The 19,326-nt window shown below is 34.8% G+C and carries 21 protein-coding genes and 1 pseudogene; 3 read left to right on the forward strand and 19 right to left on the reverse strand.

Annotation, left to right across the window (positions count from 1 at the left end):
• Positions 1-3: 3 nt before the first annotated feature.
• The 8 genes from ABH960_RS03965 to ABH960_RS04000 all read right to left on the reverse strand — a co-directional run bounded on the left by ABH960_RS03965 (position 4) and on the right by ABH960_RS04000 (position 7,597).
• Positions 4-951, reverse strand: coding sequence for an ABC transporter ATP-binding protein (locus ABH960_RS03965; protein WP_404442946.1), 948 nt, complete (start codon positions 949-951; stop codon positions 4-6).
• Positions 952-1,053: 102 nt separating this feature from the next.
• Complete coding sequence (locus tag ABH960_RS03970; RefSeq protein WP_002127228.1) at positions 1,054-1,611, reverse strand: YdcF family protein; 558 nt, start codon at positions 1,609-1,611, stop codon at positions 1,054-1,056.
• A gap of 63 nt (positions 1,612-1,674) precedes the next feature.
• A complete protein-coding gene (locus tag ABH960_RS03975; protein ID WP_404442950.1) occupies positions 1,675-2,904 on the reverse strand; it encodes an MFS transporter in 1,230 nt (409 codons plus the stop codon).
• Position 2,905: 1 nt separating this feature from the next.
• The gene (locus ABH960_RS03980; RefSeq protein WP_002031805.1) at positions 2,906-3,442 is read right to left on the reverse strand and encodes an NADPH-dependent FMN reductase; all 537 of its coding nucleotides are present in this window, start codon (positions 3,440-3,442) and stop codon (positions 2,906-2,908) included.
• A gap of 153 nt (positions 3,443-3,595) precedes the next feature.
• A complete protein-coding gene (gene gnd / locus ABH960_RS03985) occupies positions 3,596-4,492 on the reverse strand; it encodes a phosphogluconate dehydrogenase (NAD(+)-dependent, decarboxylating) (RefSeq protein ID WP_404442954.1) in 897 nt (298 codons plus the stop codon).
• A gap of 18 nt (positions 4,493-4,510) precedes the next feature.
• The gene (locus ABH960_RS03990; protein WP_404442957.1) at positions 4,511-5,860 is read right to left on the reverse strand and encodes a GntP family permease; all 1,350 of its coding nucleotides are present in this window, start codon (positions 5,858-5,860) and stop codon (positions 4,511-4,513) included.
• A 14-nt stretch (positions 5,861-5,874) separates the two neighbouring features.
• Positions 5,875-7,413, reverse strand: coding sequence for a gluconokinase (gntK, locus tag ABH960_RS03995; RefSeq protein ID WP_404442959.1), 1,539 nt, complete (start codon positions 7,411-7,413; stop codon positions 5,875-5,877).
• A gap of 55 nt (positions 7,414-7,468) precedes the next feature.
• Positions 7,469-7,597, reverse strand: a complete 129-nt coding sequence (locus tag ABH960_RS04000; RefSeq protein ID WP_404442962.1) for a hypothetical protein — start codon at positions 7,595-7,597, stop codon at positions 7,469-7,471.
• Between the two features lie 209 nt (positions 7,598-7,806).
• Here ABH960_RS04000 and ABH960_RS04005 point away from each other — a divergent pair, with 209 nt between their 5' ends.
• Together ABH960_RS04005 and ABH960_RS04010 are read left to right on the forward strand one after the other, a co-directional pair.
• Complete coding sequence (locus ABH960_RS04005; protein ID WP_404442965.1) at positions 7,807-8,709, forward strand: ABC transporter permease subunit; 903 nt, start codon at positions 7,807-7,809, stop codon at positions 8,707-8,709.
• Positions 8,706-9,725 (forward strand): ABC transporter permease, encoded by a 1,020-nt coding sequence (locus ABH960_RS04010; RefSeq protein ID WP_404442968.1) that lies wholly within the window; start codon positions 8,706-8,708, stop codon positions 9,723-9,725. Before ABH960_RS04005 ends, ABH960_RS04010 begins: the two co-directional genes overlap by 4 nt.
• 152 nt (positions 9,726-9,877) lie before the next feature.
• Here the strand turns inward: ABH960_RS04010 and adhP are convergent, their stop codons facing one another.
• The 7 genes from adhP to ABH960_RS04045 all read right to left on the reverse strand — a co-directional run bounded on the left by adhP (position 9,878) and on the right by ABH960_RS04045 (position 16,318).
• Positions 9,878-10,915, reverse strand: coding sequence for an alcohol dehydrogenase AdhP (adhP, locus tag ABH960_RS04015; protein WP_404442971.1), 1,038 nt, complete (start codon positions 10,913-10,915; stop codon positions 9,878-9,880).
• A 525-nt stretch (positions 10,916-11,440) separates the two neighbouring features.
• Positions 11,441-11,971: a methyltransferase family protein gene (locus ABH960_RS04020; protein ID WP_404442975.1), complete on the reverse strand. Its 531-nt coding sequence runs from the start codon at positions 11,969-11,971 to the stop codon at positions 11,441-11,443.
• A gap of 96 nt (positions 11,972-12,067) precedes the next feature.
• Positions 12,068-12,328, reverse strand: coding sequence for a hypothetical protein (locus tag ABH960_RS04025; RefSeq protein ID WP_113937789.1), 261 nt, complete (start codon positions 12,326-12,328; stop codon positions 12,068-12,070).
• 191 nt (positions 12,329-12,519) lie between these two features.
• Complete coding sequence (locus ABH960_RS04030; RefSeq protein WP_001119626.1) at positions 12,520-13,374, reverse strand: MurR/RpiR family transcriptional regulator; 855 nt, start codon at positions 13,372-13,374, stop codon at positions 12,520-12,522.
• Positions 13,375-13,504: 130 nt separating this feature from the next.
• Positions 13,505-14,140: a response regulator gene (locus ABH960_RS04035; RefSeq protein WP_071745187.1), complete on the reverse strand. Its 636-nt coding sequence runs from the start codon at positions 14,138-14,140 to the stop codon at positions 13,505-13,507.
• Positions 14,141-14,154: 14 nt separating this feature from the next.
• Positions 14,155-15,273, reverse strand: a complete 1,119-nt coding sequence (locus ABH960_RS04040) for a GAF domain-containing sensor histidine kinase (RefSeq protein WP_002141640.1) — start codon at positions 15,271-15,273, stop codon at positions 14,155-14,157.
• A 151-nt stretch (positions 15,274-15,424) separates the two neighbouring features.
• The gene (locus tag ABH960_RS04045; RefSeq protein ID WP_002141639.1) at positions 15,425-16,318 is read right to left on the reverse strand and encodes a mechanosensitive ion channel family protein; all 894 of its coding nucleotides are present in this window, start codon (positions 16,316-16,318) and stop codon (positions 15,425-15,427) included.
• 276 nt (positions 16,319-16,594) lie between these two features.
• Here ABH960_RS04045 and ABH960_RS04050 point away from each other — a divergent pair.
• Positions 16,595-16,714, forward strand: a pseudogene (locus ABH960_RS04050) (NUDIX hydrolase); the annotation flags it as partial.
• A gap of 35 nt (positions 16,715-16,749) precedes the next feature.
• Here ABH960_RS04050 and ABH960_RS04055 read toward each other — a convergent pair.
• From ABH960_RS04055 to ABH960_RS04070, 4 genes are all read right to left on the reverse strand, one after another.
• A complete protein-coding gene (locus ABH960_RS04055; RefSeq protein WP_002141638.1) occupies positions 16,750-17,298 on the reverse strand; it encodes a cysteine hydrolase family protein in 549 nt (182 codons plus the stop codon).
• Positions 17,299-17,537: 239 nt separating this feature from the next.
• On the reverse strand, positions 17,538-17,720 hold the full coding sequence (locus tag ABH960_RS04060; protein ID WP_235713853.1) for a hypothetical protein: 183 nt from the start codon (positions 17,718-17,720) through the stop codon (positions 17,538-17,540).
• Between the two features lie 151 nt (positions 17,721-17,871).
• Entirely contained in the window at positions 17,872-18,360 is a 489-nt protein-coding gene (locus ABH960_RS04065; RefSeq protein WP_002141637.1) for a putative periplasmic lipoprotein, read from the reverse strand.
• Between the two features lie 260 nt (positions 18,361-18,620).
• The gene (locus tag ABH960_RS04070) at positions 18,621-19,268 is read right to left on the reverse strand and encodes a nitroreductase family protein (RefSeq protein ID WP_002012699.1); all 648 of its coding nucleotides are present in this window, start codon (positions 19,266-19,268) and stop codon (positions 18,621-18,623) included.
• Positions 19,269-19,326 lie beyond the last annotated feature (58 nt).

The raw sequence follows: 19,326 nt of genomic DNA on the forward strand, positions 1-19,326 counted from the left end.
TGTTTAGCCTCTTTCCTTCATTTGTTCAACAATGTAATTGACAATATGACGACTTGTTAACGCTCCAACATATTGACCATGCTCTTCAACCGGCACTGACTCTTCAGTTTGTAAGCGGACTAGTGCTTCTTGTAATGACGAATGTAAAGATAAAGCATTCCCTTCAACTCGTATACCCTCGTCTAGCGGCAATACCTCTTCTATACTCTTCCCCTCATACCAAGGTCGTCCACGATTTCCAATGAACTCCTCTACAAACTCATTTTTCGGGTTATGTATAATTCCTTCTGGTGTATCTAATTGAACAACTTTTCCTTCTTTCATTACACAAATACGATCACCAAGTGATAAAGCCTCTCGCATATCGTGCGTTACAAACACGATTGTTTTTTGAATCTTTTTTTGCAGTTGTACGATATCCTTCTGAAGCTGCTCCCTACTTAACGGATCTAACGCACTAAATGGTTCGTCCATAAGTACAATTTTCGGGTTTGCGGCTAATGCCCGTACGACACCAACACGTTGTTTCTGTCCTCCCGACAATTCATCTGGCATGCGATCACGATATACATCTGGATCGAGCCCAACCATCTGTAGCAAGTCATCGACACGTGCTTTTATTTCCTTTTTGGTCCATTTTCTCATTTCAGGGACAACTGCAATATTTTCAGCAATTGTCATATGTGGAAACAGCGCAATCTGCTGCAACACGTACCCTATATTCCAACGTAGTTCGTTTATGTTATATTGTTGAATATCTTTTCCATCGATTAAAATTGATCCTTCCGTCGTTTCAATTAAACGGTTAATCATCTTCATTGTCGTTGTTTTCCCGCAACCACTCGGACCAATGAGAACAAAAAATTCTCCTTTTTTAATTTCTAAATGTAATGAATCCACTGCTTTTGTGCCATCTTCATACGCTTTTGACACATGATTAAATTGAATCACAGACACAACTCCTTTCATGTTGTTTCCTTTATTTTGATGGAATATAGCATTCATTTCAAATGATACGCTTTATTATACAAAAAAAGAGCTCTCATTTGAGCTCTAACGGTCGAACAATATTGTTTTCATAATTGCAGCATATTCACGCACATACGCTTTTTTCTTAGAGCGTCTCGGTGTTTCAGCAGCCAAAGCTTCCATCTTTATCCCTAAACGCTTTGCAATTATTTTCGTTCGATATAAATGATACGTATTACTTACAACTACCGCATGCTTTACATCATATAAATCCATACTAAACTTTAAATTTTCATACGTATTTGTAGAGCGGTCTTCAATTAAAATACGATTCTCATCTATACCATGTACCATTAAATAGTTTCTCATACTGTGAGCTTCCGGTATATCTTCATCTTCCCCTTGACCACCTGAAACAATTACTTTCACCTCAGGGTGAGCATGTAAATATTCCAACGCTATATCCAAACGATTTTGAAGAGATAAAGACGGTCTATCTCCAAATAACTTTGCACCTAATATAAGAACGTATGGAGAGTGATTACTCAATGTTTCACGAGCAACTTTATTCATTCGAAACGTCATATAAATGATGTATAGCGGAGGTAGTAATAAGATTATAAGCAATATCCATTTGTTCATAAATAAGTTAACACTCCCTTTCTTTTTATTATATAGAAAAAGAAAAGGAGGCAGAAGTATTTTTTAAACAATTGATTTATTAGACACATTCGCTTCCGTTTTACGTTTTGAAATTACATAATAAAAAGCAATCCCTAATGATAGGATCAATATACAGCTCAGTACATAAAACGGGATCATTACCCCTGCTTTAGATACGCCTGCCGTAAACAACATTAATAATACAATTCGAATTCCTGTGCCAATTAATCGAAATAAGCTGTCCACACGTCCCATTACTTCGTTTGGGATTTCTTCCATCATCAATACATTTCTCGCCACTCGTGTTCCAGCATTTCCAATCGCATGGAAAATCGCAAGTCCATATAATAACATAATGGAAGGCTCAATAATCATTGCGGTAATTGAAATTACATAAATAACCATCGTCATAACGATTGAAATTTCTATTTTGACATATTTCATCATGATTGGAATACTTATTCCCGCAATAACAGCCCCAACACCATACATCATACCTTCTATCGCGTATACAGAGGCACTAGCTTTGAGTATATCTGAAATATAAACTGGGATTAAATAATTTGCCATCATAACACCGATAAACGGCATATAAGTGGCAAGTAAAAACCAAAAGAACTTAGGGCGATTTTTCATAAAGTGAATTCCTTCGAACAATTGCTTCTTAAATGTTACTTTCCGTTTTACTTCTTTTTTCTTTACATACGGTATACATATGAAAAGAAAAAATGCTCCTGCAAAAGTTAACATATCCACTAACAAGATCCATTTCAAAGAAATAATCTCAATTAAAAAGCTAGCAGCCGCTCCTGAAATAACTTGCGTTAATTGTCCTTGTATCTCCATCGTGCCACTTAAACTTTTATAATGTTCAGATTGAAATATTTCTTGGTTGAATGCAAAAATTGTAGGATAGAATAATAGATAATAGAAAGAACCTGCTATATAAATAATAATGTAATGAATAGAATTGTATGATTGCCCAGCAAATCCCCAAATAGCCATCATTCCTATAATCGCTATCCCAATACCTTCGTTACATAACAACAAAGATTTTCTTGAAAAACGATCTATACTTTGCCCAATAAATGGCGTTAATAAAAACATTATGAGAGTCGCAACGATAGAAACATAACCAAACGTTGTCTCTCCTCCACTTTCCTTAATTAACAACCACGGAATCGTTATCATAACAATCCCGGAACCAATAGCGGATAAACTATTGGCTCCTAGAATGTAATACAAGCGAGAATCATGATAAAGAGAGGACATATCACTCAACTCCTAATTGTTTTTTCACCTCTTTATATACGCTCATATATGCTTTTAATTCTTTAACTAAATCATGAATTAATGGTTTTGCATCTTCTCCAAGTTCACTATCTTGCACATGTAATCCATCAAGCACGACTTGTTTTGGAATTGCGTTTGCGTAAACGCCTCTAGCGACAGTGCGCATACTATTTAATGCGTTTATTCCCCCTTTACCTCCTCCAGCAACTGCTAGTAATGCGACAGGCTTATGGATGAATTCACTGCTACTTAAGTAATCTAACGAATTTTTCAGCGCTCCACTCATCGCATTATGATATTCTGGTGTACATAGTACTACTCCGTCTGCTGCTTTCACTAAAGCTTTTAATTTTTTTACTGCCTCTAATTCACGTTGTGATTCTTCCCCATTATATAAAGGCAATTCCGCTACTGCTAAATCGTATAACTCCCCTTCAAATTGCTCTGCAATATATTTTGCCACAACGCGAGTTCTACCGAACTTTCTTGGTGTACCGTTAATAACGACTAGTTTCATAATTATTTCTCCCCTTTGTTTTCAAGTTATATTTATATATTATCAGAAATTTCTATACAAAACACAGTAAAAAGAGGGAAAAACTTTCATTAAATAGTATGAGAAATAAAAAAAACTCATACTTTCGTATGAGTTTCACAAAACTAATATTTCCTATTTTTTCACAACCTCATGTCCACCGAATTGATTACGAAGTGCAGAAACCACTTTTCCGTGGAATGTATCATCTTCTTGTGAACGGTAGCGCATAAATAATGACATAGCGATAACTGGTGCTGCAGCTTGTAATTCAAGCGCAGTTTCAACAGTCCATCTCACTTCTCCTGAAGAGTTCATTACACCTTTAATACCATCAAGTTTCGGATCATCTGCAAATGCCTTTTCAGTTAAGTCCATTAACCAACCACGGATAACTGATCCATTTGCCCATACTTTTGCAACATCTTCATAATTGAAATCAAAATCACTTTTATCTAGTACTTCAAATCCTTCAGCGATTGCTTGCATCATTCCGTATTCAATACCGTTGTGAACCATTTTTAAGAAATGCCCACTACCGGCGCGGCCTGCATATGAATAACCGTTTTCTACTGCTAAGTCTTTAAATAAAGGTTCTAGTTGATCATAAATTTCTTTTTCTCCACCAACCATTAAGCACGCACCGTATCTAGCTCCTTCCACACCACCTGATGTACCGATATCTACGTAATGTAAGCCAAAGCTTTTCGCTTCTTCAGCACGACGCAACGTATCTTTATAGAATGAATTTCCACCTTCAATAACGATATCGCCTTCCTCTAATAATGGATATATATCTTTTAGTACTGACTCGACAACTTCTCCTGCAGGTACCATTACCCAAATTGTACGAGGTGCTTCTAGTTCAGCAATCATTTCTTTTAACGTATGACGAGCAGTAATCCCTAATTCCCCTGCCTTTTCAACAAGCTCATTATTTACATCGTATACAACTACTTCATGCTTGTCTTCATGTAAGTGTTCAGCTAATGGGAATCCCATTTTTCCTAATCCAATTAAACCTAGTTTCATATTAATCAATCTCCCATTCTATACAAATATATTTAATAACGAAATTAGCCCAAGTGCTACAACAGATAATATTGTCTCCATTGCAGTCCATGTTAATAATGTTTCTTTCACAGTCATTCCAAAATACTCTTTAATCATCCAAAATCCAGAATCATTTACATGCGATAAAATTAATGACCCTGCTCCTGTTGCAAGTGCCAGTAACTCTACATTAACTCCTGGTGTACTTGCTGCAATCGGTGCTACTATTCCTGCTGCTGTCATCATGGAAACAGTAGCAGAGCCCGTCGCGATTCGGATAAGTGCAGCAATCCCCCAACCTAATAATATCGGTGAAATATGCGATTCTTTCGCCATCTCCGCAATTGTAGTTCCGATCCCAGAATCTAATAACACTTTATTAAATGCGCCGCCTGCACCGATAACTAACAGTATGTTTGCAATTGGGCCTAAACAATCATTTGTAACTTGTAAGACTTTGTCTTTAGAAAACCCTTTTGCATAGCCAAGACTAAAGAAAGAATATATCGTTGCAATTAATAATGCCACTATTGGATCTCCAATAAAATGCAATACTTGTGCAAGTTGGCTTGTTTTATTTAATGCTACTTCCGCTATCGATGCACCTAGCATAAGAAATACTGGAAGTAAAATAGTAAACAATGTATTTCCGAAGCTAGGAAGTTCCTTCTTCTTATCTCTTTCAATAAATTGCTCCGCTATATCTAACGGTACTTCTTTATGTATACGAGCACCAATCCATTTCCCGTAAAGCGGACCTGCAATTATTGCAGTTGGAAGTCCGACAATTAATGCATACAAAATTGTCTTCCCTACATCTGCTTTAAATATACCTACCGCTGCCATAGCTGCTGGATGCGGTGGAACAAGTCCGTGTACAACCGAAAGACCTGCTACTAGCGGAATACCGATTGTAATAAGTGATACCCCTGTTTCTAACGCAATTGTAAATACTAACGGAATTACTAGTACAAATCCAACTTGGAAAAATACCGGAATCCCTACTATAAATGCAACGAACATCATTGCCCAGTGAACACGCTTTTTCCCAAAACGTCCAATTAATGTGTTAGCAATTCGTTCAGCACCGCCAGACTCAGCCATCATTTTTCCAAGCATTGTTCCTAAAGCTAAAACAATCGCCAAAAACCCTAACGTATTACCAAGACCTAATTTAATAGAATCGATAATCCCTGGATGTTGTGGTGAAGTTCCAATTAAGGGCATCCCCATTGCTAGCCCTACACCGATTGCTGTTAAAATTAACGCGACAAATGGATGCCATTTTACTACCGTAATTAGTAAAAGCAATATGACAACAGCCGCTAGTACGATTCCAACTACCATTTCTCCCAATCCCCCTATTGTTTACGTTGGAAAGCAGCTATACAATCAAATTCTTCTTTCAAACGATTGTAAAGTCGTTCATACATATAAAACATCTCTAAATATAAAGCCGTATTTTCTTTATTCGGTACATGGTGATGGACAATATCAATCCAATCCTTCACCTCTTCAAGCGAATCAATTTTCCCAATTGCATACAAAGCAAGTGCCGCTGCCCCAAGCGCAGATGCTTCATGACTTTCTGGAACAAGTAATTCTTTCCCCATCATGTCAGATAACATTTGTCTCCAAAATGCAGATTTCGCAAAGCCTCCTGAAACACGTATTTCAGTAAGTGGCCCTGTACAATCTCGAATGGCAAGTGCTACTGAATACACACTCATACAAACACCTTCCATAACTGCTCGTATAAAATGTTCTCGTTTATGCTGAAGGTTTATACCGAAGAATGTACCACGAGCATTTGCATTCCAGTAAGGTGCACGTTCCCCAGATAAAAACGGTAAAAATAGCAATCCTTCTGCTCCAGCTGGTACACTTTCTGCATACTTAATTAATAAATCATAAGGATCAATCCCAAGCTTCCTTGCAACTTCTTGCTCTGGACTACCGAATTCATCACGTAGCCATCTTAATAAAATCCCGCCATTATTCGTCGGTCCACCGATTACCCAGTGCTCATCTGTTAATGCGTAACAAAAAGTTCTTCCTTTTTCATCTGTATTAACACTTGATGAAATTGTTCGAACCGCACCACTTGTCCCAATCGTAATTGCAGCTGATCCAGGTGATATTGCACCGACACCTACATTTGCAAGAACACCATCACTCGCACCAATAACAACTGGAGTATCTTCATGAATGCCCATCTTTTGTGCTAATTCCGGTTTCATTCCCGATAAAATATATGTAGTTGGTACAGGTGTTGATAATTGTTCTGGTGACATATTTAACATAGTTAAAACATCTTCATCCCAGTTTAATGTTTCTAAATTAAATAACCCAGTAGCTGATGCGATTGAATGATCAACTACATAGCGTGAAAATAATTGATAAATGACATACTCTTTAATGGAAATAAATTTATAAGCAGTTCTGAATAAATCCGTTTCTTCTTCTTTCATCCACAGTAATTTAGAAAGTGGTGACATCGGATGAATTGGTGTACCAGTTCTTCTATAAATGTCATGACCATTCATTTGTTGTAATAGTTTTTCTGATTGCTTTGTGCTTCTATTATCTGCCCAAATAATAGAGCGCGTTAACGGCGCACCGTTTTCATCTACAGCAATTAAGGCATGCATCGCTGTACTAATACCGATTGAAGAAATATCTTCCGGTGACACATTACCCTTTTTAATGGAAACGCTTACAGTTTTATATACAGCAGCACATATTACATCAGGATCTTGCTCAGCCCATCCGACGTTCGGTTGAATAATTGGATAATCAATTGCATGTGAAGCAACGACTTTTCCTTTTTCAGTGAATACAACCGTTTTCGTACTTGTGGTACCGATGTCAACCCCGATTACTCTCCCCCTTGTTTCCATGCGAACCTTCCCTTCGTTTCTAGCAAAATACGATCTAGTAAACCGTTTACATGAATTAGTATATAAAATATTTTTCATAAATCAAGTTATTAGAAGAAAATTTTTTTCGGATCAAAATGTACCTCTCATCTTCTAAATCATTCTCTTTATCTTTTTTAAATAACCTTTTTAATTTATCAAACATTCTTTCCCCTCCACCTAAAGATAATAATATATAAGTTCTCGTTTTCTTAGCTTGATGGACATAGGGCGTGGCTCCCTACTATCACTTTTTTACCTTGTAAATATATGTTCCATACTATAAAATCTAATAGTATTTATATTTTTCAGAAAAATCAAAACAGAATATAAACTTTATTGTATAATGTTGTAAAAAGATGTCGGAGGGATTTAATGTTAAATACAATATCTCAATTCACAATTAAGCTTTCATCAATTCTTTTATCACTCTTACTATTATTAAATTTACCTTATTTATTTATCACTCAACAAGGATTTACCTTTCAACCAATTTACTTTTTTAATCAGATCGTTACTATGTTAAAAGAGGTTTTCTCCCCTGAATCATTAGTGGTTATCGGATCAGACCCGAAATTTGGTAGTTTCAAAAGAACACCATTATTTCCAACTGTTTTAGAACCTTACCTATATTCATTTACTGTATTATTTATAGCCTTTTTGCTTGCACTCTTTCTATCATCTAGTATGGCATTTTTTTATTTTTTAGCAAAAGATTATATAAAAAAATGGATAAACCGAATTGTATTCATATTAGAAGCTATCCCTGATATGATGATGATGATTTGTTTGCAAATATTTTTCATATGGGTACTTCAGAAATTCGGGGAATCTCCTGTCACCATTATTTCTTTTAATGAAAATCGAGCTTATTTACTCCCTATTTTATCTTTAGCAGTCTTACCTACATTACAAATGTTTCGGATGATGGTGTTATACATAAAAGAAGAACATGAAAAACATTACGTAGAGGTTGCATATGGAAAAGGACTTTCATCAAGTTATATACTTTGCATTCATTTATTCAAAAATATATCTATCCACTTCTTTCACCATTTAAAAACGATTTTTGTTTTCTTACTTTCTAACTTATTCATTTTAGAATTTGTTTTTAATATGGAAGGCATTATTCAATTTTTATTTAAGAAGGCGTTTATTTCACCCCCAGCTGCATTTATCATACTTGTTATGATTATTTTACCGTTTTATGCCATTTTTCAAATAATCTCATTCATGATGAATAGATGGAAAAAGCAATTGAAAGGAGCAGCATTATGAAATCTATTTGGAAATCAAAACGATTTTTAATCGGCTTTACTTATCTATTCATACTTGTTTCAGCTAGTTTTATTTATAGTTGGTTCTTTAAAGATAACATCCCAAAACCTCCTCAGTTAATTTACAATGACAATAACGAATTACTTGGAAAGGCCCCCTTTTCGCCATCGTTAATGCCGCCTTTTGGATCTGATCGTTTTGGAGAGTCTGTTTTCTTACAAATTGTAGAAGGAGCAAAATTCACCATTTTATTAGCTGTGGCAATTAGCTTCTTTCGAATTTTATTCGGAACATGTATAGGAATCCTCTTAAGTTTATACGCTCCAAAATTCAAGAGATTTTTCCAGTCATGCTCAGAAGTTTTTTATTATATTCCAACTCTATTTATCGCATTTATACTCATCACGCCCGTTAATATTGTAATCACATCAAACGCTGATAGATTAGACCCAAATATTTCATTTATGTTTTATCAAGTACTCGTACTTATTTTCGTCGCTCTACCTACACTTTCTTTATATATATCCTCAGAGGTTGATGAATTTATGAAACAAGATTACATTTTAAGTTCTCAATTGCTGGGTGCTAGCCGTTTTCATATTATCAAAAAACACTTACGAGTCTTATTACTTGATCGCTTATTTGTGTTATTCATGGAACATATCGTCCAAACACTCATACTCGTTATCCATTTAGCGTTGCTTAACATTGTAATTGGCGGGATACAAATGCGGGAACTCTATGACGGAGTGCCCAAACCTGTTTCTCTATCTAATGATTGGGCAGGTCTTATTGGATTAAATCGTTATGAAATGAATCTTTCATGGTGGATTATTTTTTATACTCTCGTTTCATTCTTTATTACGATTCTTTTTATTAAGCTTATGACAATCGGAATTCAAGATGCACTGAAAGCAAGAGATTCGCAAGTTGTAGCAATTCAAACCGTTCCAGATCATAAAAAATTTCTTGAAAATAAAGATTCTTTTTCGTTTGCAAATAAAGTGAATTTTTAATCATGTCTCATCAATCAAGTATTAATTGGCATTGATATTAGTAGAATATAAAAAAGATGATCCCTATTGAATACGAGGGATCATCTTTTTTATGCCGTCTAACTTTTTTACATGTCCTTTGCTAGACTCATGCTTTTTATATTTAAAATGAATTATTTACAATCACAATTATGCTGTTTAAAATCGATTACCATACGTCCTTGAATTCTACCTTGTTCCATTTCTTCGAATACATTTTGTACTTTTTCTAGAGAACACGTTTGAACAACCGGCACTACTTTTCCTTCTGCGCCCAACATAAATGCCTCCTCCAGATCCTTACGAGTACCAACTAGAGAACCAACTACTTCAATCCCGTCTAATACAAGTCGTGGAATGTTTAAATCCATAGTTTCTACTGGTAAACCTACCGCAACTACTTTACCGCAAGCACGTACTGCATCAACTGCTGAGTTGAAAGCTACTTTAGAAACTGCTGTTACTACAGCAGCATAAGCACCACCAAACTCCTCTTGAACAATTTTATCAGCAGGACCTTGAGAAATTGGATTGATAGTCATATCAGCACCAACTTCTTTTGCTAAGGCTAATTTGTTGTCATTGATATCTACTGCAATTACCTTTGCACCAAATACGTTTTTAGCATATTGGATAGCTAAGTTTCCTAATCCACCGCAACCATAGATTACGATAGGTTGACCAGGTTTAATGTCTGATACTTTTATAGCTTTATATGTAGTTACGCCCGCACATGTGATTGATGATGCTTGAGCAGGATCTAATCCTTCTGGTACCTTCACCGCATAATCAGCTGTAACAATACATTGTTCAGCCATACCACCATCTACTGAATAACCAGCATTTTTCACTTCACGGCAGAATGTTTCTCTACCCGTTACGCAATATTCACAACGTCCACAAGATTGGAACATCCATGCAATACTTACACGGTCACCTATCTTTAGTGAAGTAACATCATCAGCAATTTTAGTAACAATACCTACACCCTCATGACCAAGGATGCGGCCATCGGTGTTTCCAAAATCATGATTTGCAACGTGTAAATCAGTGTGGCAAACTCCACAATACTCTACATCTACTAGCGCTTCACCCGAATGTAGCGAACGTAATTCCTTTTCAATAACTTCAATGTTTGCTTTGCTGTTTTTATTAACTACTACTGCTTTCATATGTGATCTCCCCTTTAGTGTTTTAGAGTTTTAATGAGTTTATCTCACAACTACTGTCCTCACTATTTTGGCTAATTATTGTGCCAAATTTAAGTGTTCAATCATCATTACAGGTTCATCATAACATGGAATTTCATAAGATTATTGTGAAATATTGAACAATATTTGAATTATTAACCAAGTATTTTCTTACTATATTTGAAAGGAAAACTGAAATTCCATCATATTTACATTGAAATTTATCAGGCATTTCTTTTTGGTTTATATGCAAAGAATATAGAGGTTTAAAAAATATTTTTTAAGCTTGGGAGATTATAAGTAATATATTTCTATAGACAATTAGAACCATTAAATCTAGCGGATATATCAACAACTATTCACCAATATAAAAAGCCTTCTATTATTATATTTAGGTCATACACTTTAGACTCAATAAAATCAAAGACAGGAACATATTTGTTCCTGTCTTTTTATAATGTGGTGGGACCCCGCATCCATCTATTTAAGAAATTTCTCCTATAATCCCTAGTATAAAAACGGAATAATTCGCCAAGTCTTGGACTGATATTGTTTATATTGTTCACCAAACAGCGTAATAAGAATTCTCTCTTCAATTTTTATACGATACGAATACACAAGGAAAAATAAAATAATATTTATGATAATGGCAATGAATGAAGATATAGCAAATCCTAAAAAGGTCAAAAAAGACCCTAAATAACCAGGATGGCGAACATATTTATATAGACCGTTTTGAATTAACTTATGTCCCCCTTGCATTCCGACATTCCTACTGTAAAATCTTCCTAAGATTTTCATTGAAGAAAATCTTATCCATACACCAATTAGCCCGATAATAACACCCAAAAACAGCAATGAATTAATCTTATTTACTGTAATGAAATACATAATCTCTGGAATGGTTAACATCAATGCAAAAACTACTCCGATAAAAAAACTAGAACCACGATTTTGTTTTTCTTCTTTAACAGGTGAACTTCTATAAAATTCTAATAATAAATACAGAAAAATAGGTAAATACGCTATGAGAAACATAATTCTTTTTCCCTTCAATAAAAGTATTTTATAATTAACTCACTTATTTTTATCAATTAGGTCACAAAATTTGGAGATTCCTTCAGAAATAGCTAATTACTCTTCCTTGTTCAATGCCTTTATTTTTGCAAGTAATGGCACAAAATAATCAGAGATTAACTTTTCAATATAGTCTTTAACTTGTTCTAAAATGTAAAGACATGTATATCCCCGATCTAATTTATCAGTTTTTCGTTCTACTAAATTTTGTTTTTCTAATCGGTCTATTACTAAGCTACTGATGTAACAGGTACCCCCTCTGAATCCACTAGTAGGAAAGCTTTTCTTTTTACCAATGTTTATTTCTTTAACCCTCATTAAAACACTCTCCGAGGCTTTGTCCCCCTCCCAAAAGCCAAACAAACGATTCAAATTCCATATCTACATTATACTAATCGAATTGAATATTCATTCTTTTTATTCATTATGTAAATAAAAAGGATAATCAGCCCCGTAATGGACTAACTACCCTATAAGTTATTATCTAAATTTAACATTTGAAGAGCCCTTTATATTCGTTTCATCGAAATTGTTTCACGTATACTTTGTAAATTTTGTAGTGTTTCCTCTTGTCGCTGCAATGACAATCCCACATACAAAGTATCTAATAAACTAAGCTGCGCTAATCGTGACGAACTTGCTTCTGTACGAAATTCCGTCTCACGCGTCGAAGTATATAGTGTTATATGAGCAAGTTGGCTTAATGCCGATTTTTGATAGCTTGTAATCGCAATAATGCGAGCCCCTCTTGCTTTCGCTACTTCTAATGCTTCAAGTAATCCTTTATTACTGCCCGAATGAGAAATTGCAATGACCACCGCTTCTTTTGTCAGCAAGCCAGCTCCCATAATTTGAAAATGTGAATCCGTATGAGCAATACAAGAAATACCCGTTCTCATAAACTTATGATAAGCATCCATCGCAATAATACCCGAACCACCATTTCCATAAAACTCAATTCGTTTCGCTTCATTCAGCGCACTTACTGCCTGTTCCAACGCGTTATCATTTAACAAATGTAATGTATCTTGCAGTCCTGTAATATGTGAATGAAAAACTTTTTTAGCAACAGTGACCATATTATCTTCTACCGATACTTCCTCATGAATATTTTGCATCGGGGTATGTACAATCTCACGAGCTAATGTAATTTTCAGGTCTTGAAACCCTTGAAAACCTAGGTGTTTGCATAAGCGGAATATCGTTGCTTCAGAACTATTCGTTACTTCCGCTAACTCCGTAATTGATTTATGTACAACATCTTGTGGATGTTTCAAAATATGTTCGGCAATACTTCGTAATTTCGGTGATAAACCATTTAACGAAGCCTGAATCTTTCCAATCCCACTTTTTGTACCAGGCATATCGTATCTTCCCCTTCCATAGTAGCTATATTGTACCTAATAATCGAAAGAAGAAACACCTTTATTTAGCGATTTTATTTGCTCCTATGTATTCTACCGTAACATATGACACAATTATTCATACTTATTTCTAGTTTTCCCCATGCTTTACTGCGTATAATGCAGCTTGTGTACGATCATCTACTTCTAATTTAGCCAATACGTTAGAAACGTGTGTTTTCACAGTTTGTTCTGTAATATGAAGCTCTGCTGCAATCTCCTTATTGCTTCTTCCTTTCGCAATTTCACGAAGTACTTCTTGTTCCCTTTTTGTTAACATAGAAAAAGGATTCTCTTTTTCTTTCTTGACTGCTGATCGTCCTAATAGTGCTGGTGTTACTTTCGGGTGAAAATTTGCATTTCCTTGATATACCGCAACGATTGACGCAACAAGTTGATCTGGCTGCACTTCTTTTAATTGATAACCATCTGCCCCAGCTTCTAATGCTGGTAAAACATAATCTTGTTCTGAAAAACTACTGAGCATAAGTATCTTTATCGTCTCATCGTATTGTTTTATACGTTTTGTCGCTTCAATACCATCCATTTTCGGCATTGATAAATCCATTAATACTACATCTGGCCTTTCTGTTTGGACGAATGTTAATGCTTCTTCACCATTTTCTGCTTCCCCAATAATTTCAAATTCTTCTCTCGTCTTCAAAAAAAATACAAGTCCCCTTCGAACGATATGATGATCTTCTACAAGTAATAATTTAATTTTCACAGACGTTCTCCCTCTCAAACCGGTAATTGAATTTCTATCTTCGTTCCCTTTTCTGGTTCTGCTTTTATTCGAAAAATCCCCCTCATTAATTCAATTCGTTCTTTCATACTTTTCAAGCCAAGTGCGGACTCTCTTACTTGATCCTGTATAAATCCTATTCCGTTATCTTCTATGTAAAAGTGCAGCTTATTATCTTCAATCCTTAAATGAACACATACTTTTTCACACGAAGCATGCTTTTTACAATTATGTAATGCCTCTTGGCTTATACGCCATAAAACTTCTTCTATTTCATCTTCAATTAAAACCATTCCATCAATTCGAACTTCCACTTGAATCCCTAACAGTTTTCCGTAATTTTGTATCGCTTCTGCTAAACCTTTCTCTAATCCTTCAGGCCTTAATTGCCAAATCAAAAGTGTCATCTCTTGTAATGCTTCCTGTGATAATTCTCCAATATAACTTAACATCTCTTGCAAGTCTCTATCCTTCGTCATATTTAGAGTCCCTTTCGCTGTTAGCATAATTGAAAATAACAATTGTTTAACGGAATCATGTAAATCACGAGCCAATCGATTTCTTTCAGCTACAACTACATATTTCCGTTCTTTCTCAACTAATTCAATACGTTGTATTGTCGTTCCAATTTGAAATGCAATCGCTTCTAATAACGCTAACTCTTCCTCAGAAAAATGTGTTTTATGGGGCGAGGCAACATTTAATAGACCAAATTTCTCTGATCCAGATCTTAGTGGGATTGTCGCATGATGTGTAACATCTTCGGTCTCTCCCCAATTACATTCAATCGCATCCTCTATTCGTTTACATTCAATAATATTTGTCGCTTTTTCCAATCTTCCGTTCACAAAACGTTCTACACACCAACAATCTCCTTCACACATCGGCTTCTTTTCTTGCCACATAAGAGCTGGTGGTAAGTTTTGGTCTACAAGCATACGATGCTTTCCACTTTTATCAATAAAGAATATCCAGCCTGTTTGTAAATTCATAACTTGTAATAATGTATGTAACACTTTTTCTAACATTTCCTGTAAGTTTGTCGCTTCATTTAGTAACTCAGCAATTTCTTTTAATGCTTCTAAACGATGCATCTCTTTTTCATCTATGTTCATTCTCATCACCAACTACCATTATAACATTAAGAAATTTCTAAATACTACAAACAAAAAAGAGTTGAATTCCTTCAACTCTTTTTCAGGAGATATCCCCTACAGTTCATTCAAATCCAAATTCTAAATAAAAACAGAAATTAGCTAGTTTTCTTTAACTGTCTGATAAAGATTGTCCCCCATGAATATGCTGTAAACTTTCAGTGTTAACGAACATATTCGCTGCTGGCATTTGCACTTGATTTTTATGGAACATAGACATTAATTCAAATCTTACTTGTCTGGAAGTTTCAAAATAATCTTCAGGTTTAATCAAACCTGTAATACAAAATTCATATCCAACATATTTAAGGTTAGGATTTAAGTCTGTAACTCCAACATATTTAAATGGTTCAACAGCTTCATCATCTACTCTATAAAGATTTTGGTCCAATTTTTCATTACAAATAACACATACTTCTTCTAACAATTCCTTAACTCTTGTAGGATCTTCCTGATAACTTACCGTGATGCGTTCAATAACTCGCATCCACCCTTTATTAAAATTCTGTATCGTTCTAATCTCTCCATGTGGTATGGTAAGGAGCTTCCCTGACCATTCACGAATTTGCATAAAACGAATACTAATTTCCTCAATAGTTCCTGAATTTGTTCCGTTAAAAGTTACAAAATCGCCAACACGAAACTCTTTGTCCGCTAATCTTGCGAAGCCTAATATGACATCTTTTAGCATCTGTTGTGCAGCAAAACCGATGACAACTCCCGCTATCCCTGCACCTGCAATAATACTTTTTATATCTACAAATTGACTAATTAAATATATGATCAGACTGATGATAATGATATATCTAAAAATAGATCGAATAACACTTTGAATCGTCTGCTCTACCTCTTCATCAAAAAAGCTTGATTTTTTAAAAAACCAATCAATAATGCGGTTTATGACAAAAGAAATAATGATAAGAACTAAAGCAAATAGTAAAAATCTTAAAAGTAAAAACTCCCTTACATAATTAAAAAACTCCTCAGTATACGTTAATAAACTCATCCATCCACTTCCTTACTAATGAAAATTTCATGCAAAGCTGCTTTATTGTAAATACGCATTTATCATCTCAACACTTGTTTTCAGAACATCTTTTCTCCTGACCTTAAATCATACTTTCTTAACTATGTATTTGTATTCATTGTTCATCTTCAACAATATAATCCTTTCATCAACCTTTCAACTTCAGTATTTACTATAACCCTTTTTAATCCTCTAAAGGGATATTACAATAGAATTTTTTATAAAGGACTTTCTTTTAAGTTCGCAATACTCACCTCGTTAAAAGCAGGCGAAGCTGAATCATTACATGTACAATTTTTTGATTTAAATGGGCTACCAGAAAAGATTAGCCCGTTCATTAAAAATTTAATTCAACAGCAAGTCGTCTCTATTTAAATGTGAAAAAGAGACCTTTTGAAGGCCTCTTTTTTTCACTTCACTTCTGCATTTAAACAAGATTTAAAATGTCCAAGTGCATATTCATGCCCTTGCGCATTAAAAGATGCTACTGCTTTTTCATAAACGACAATTTGAAACCCTTTGTTATAAGCATCTACTGCTGTATGAAGGACGCAAATATCTGTACATACACCTACAAGATGCACTTCCCCTATTCCTCTTTCTCTTAGCTTCATTTCTAAATCCGTTCCTGCAAAAGCACTGTAACGTGTTTTGTCCATGTAATATACATTTTCAGCATTTTTATATTTTTCGTATACTTCTTGTAATTCACCGAATAAGTCTCTTCCATTTGTATCTGCTATATTATGAGGTGGAAACAATTTCGCTTCTGGATGATATACATCATTGTTTTCATGTTTATCGATCGCAAATACTACGTAATCACCTTTTTCAATAAATTGTTTCGTTACACTTACAAGTTCCTTCTCAATTTCTTGACCTGGTTTCCCGCATGTTAAAGCACCTTTTTCAGCTACAAAATCATATGTATAATCAATATTTATAAGAGCTCTTTTCATAACTACAATCTCTCCTTCTTCTGTTTCACAGTAAACAATAGAAAATTTGTTATTACGACATCGTATGTACTATTCGACATTTCAAATGAAATCCCTACATTTCCAAATCAATACTTACCTTAATCCGAGTTTATCATAAAGTGAAACTTTAATCATAGGGGGTTATTATCCTTCACCAATCGGGCTTTTACGGGCAGCCCGACTCCCACCTAACTAACTTCCTCGCATGTGCCGAATTTTCAGGTGGGGTTCTTATTGTCCGTTAAGGCGGGATAAAACCGATACACAATGACAAAACATACAGCTCCAATTAACAAGTCATGAATGTGATAATTGAGCGTAACTTCAACCGCCTCTTGTAAAGTAAACCAAATGACCGAAAACATTATAATAAATAAGAAAATACGAATAACTCGTTTCAAACTTTCAATCCCTTCCTCTTACATGATAGTAAAGAATAAGTTCTTCCTATTCATTCGTACTAGAAAGTGAAACAAATTATTCTCAACAACCTAATCCTATCCAAATTAAAAAGTACACTACCACTTTAAGTAATGTACTTTTTATCCATAATTAAGACGCAGGCTTTGTTTCAAACGTTGCTTGATTAAAGCTAATGACTTTTCCTTTCGGGTCATTGTTTTCAAACTGAGCTGCGGTAATCGTATGACTACCTGTCTCAAGCGTCTTTTCTTTTAATTGTACTGTTGTCTGTGTTGTACTAGTTACTTGATGTTTATCTGCAAATATTTGATCTACAAATACAAATGTTTCTTTATCATTTTGAAAATTGGAAAGTTCTAATTCGACTTGCTGAATTAAAGTATCCTTTTTTATGAATACAGTTGGTATATTGCCATTTTCAGAAGTACCATCTGGCGTAGTTACTTTTACTTTCCCTTCTCCGACTGGCACTGCTCCTTCAGGATATACGACCATATTCTCATCACTTGCATTTACAACTTGTTCTTCTTGATTTGACTGTGCATCTTCTTTTTCCTTTGGAGCACCACAGCCTACTAATAACAATACAGACAATCCAGCGATTATGAATTTCTTCAAAATTCATTCCCCCTGTTATTTCATTATAATTTATTATACAAAAATAACTTCTTGATTTTAAAACTAGTTTTTAACACTTTCATGAACAAATATTAGCTTGCTCACGATTACTGTACCATACTTTCATTTTAAGAACATTAATTTTTTAAAAGAAATAAATAGTAATTCCACTCTATTCATCATTTTAGCCCAAATCACTTAAAAAATATCCACTCAAAATAAAAAGACATTGCTATTTCAATGTCTTTTCCACATAACATTTAGAAAATAAATGTTGTAATCTCATCAACTTCTTTTCGAGAAAGTTTCTTCGGCTTATCTTTCGGAAACCCGAGTGAAATTACCATATTAATTTGTTTTTGAGGCTCAATTTGTAAATATTGTCGCAGTTCATCTTGAGCTAATAATACAGGTCCTGTCATTGGACAAGTACCCAGTCCTCTCGCATGTGCAGCCAACATTAAGTTTTGTGCTGCTAAACAGCTACTCTTAATTCCTTCCTCTTCCCATACTGAATCAGGAACGAAGGCAATTGGATCAAATATCTTTTCGCGAAACTTTGATTCATATGGTGTTGCCAAACATACGATTAATACTGGCGCCTCAGAGAAAGCTGTCGCATATGGACCGAAAGAACGTGTAAGTAATTTCCCTGCTTTCTCTTCTCCATTTTCTGCTGCTTTTGCTGCAAGTTTATGTAATGCATCCCATGTCATTTGTTCAATTTCTTTAATTTTCTCTCGGTTCATAATGACCAAGAACTCCCACGTTTGTGAGTTCGTATCACTCGGTGCATAACGAGCACAATCAATAATTTCTTTTATATCACTAGTGGATACTTCTTGTTCTGTAAACTTTCTAACACTTCGTCTACCGTGAATTACTTCTTTAAAATCTTCATAATTCATACATTAAATCCCCTTTTTACAGCGTTTTCAAAACTTGTCCTATGGTTGAATTATATCA

It is taken from the genome of Bacillus sp. RC252, from assembly GCF_044909215.1.
GTDB classification, from domain to species: domain Bacteria; phylum Bacillota; class Bacilli; order Bacillales; family Bacillaceae_G; genus Bacillus_A; species Bacillus_A mycoides.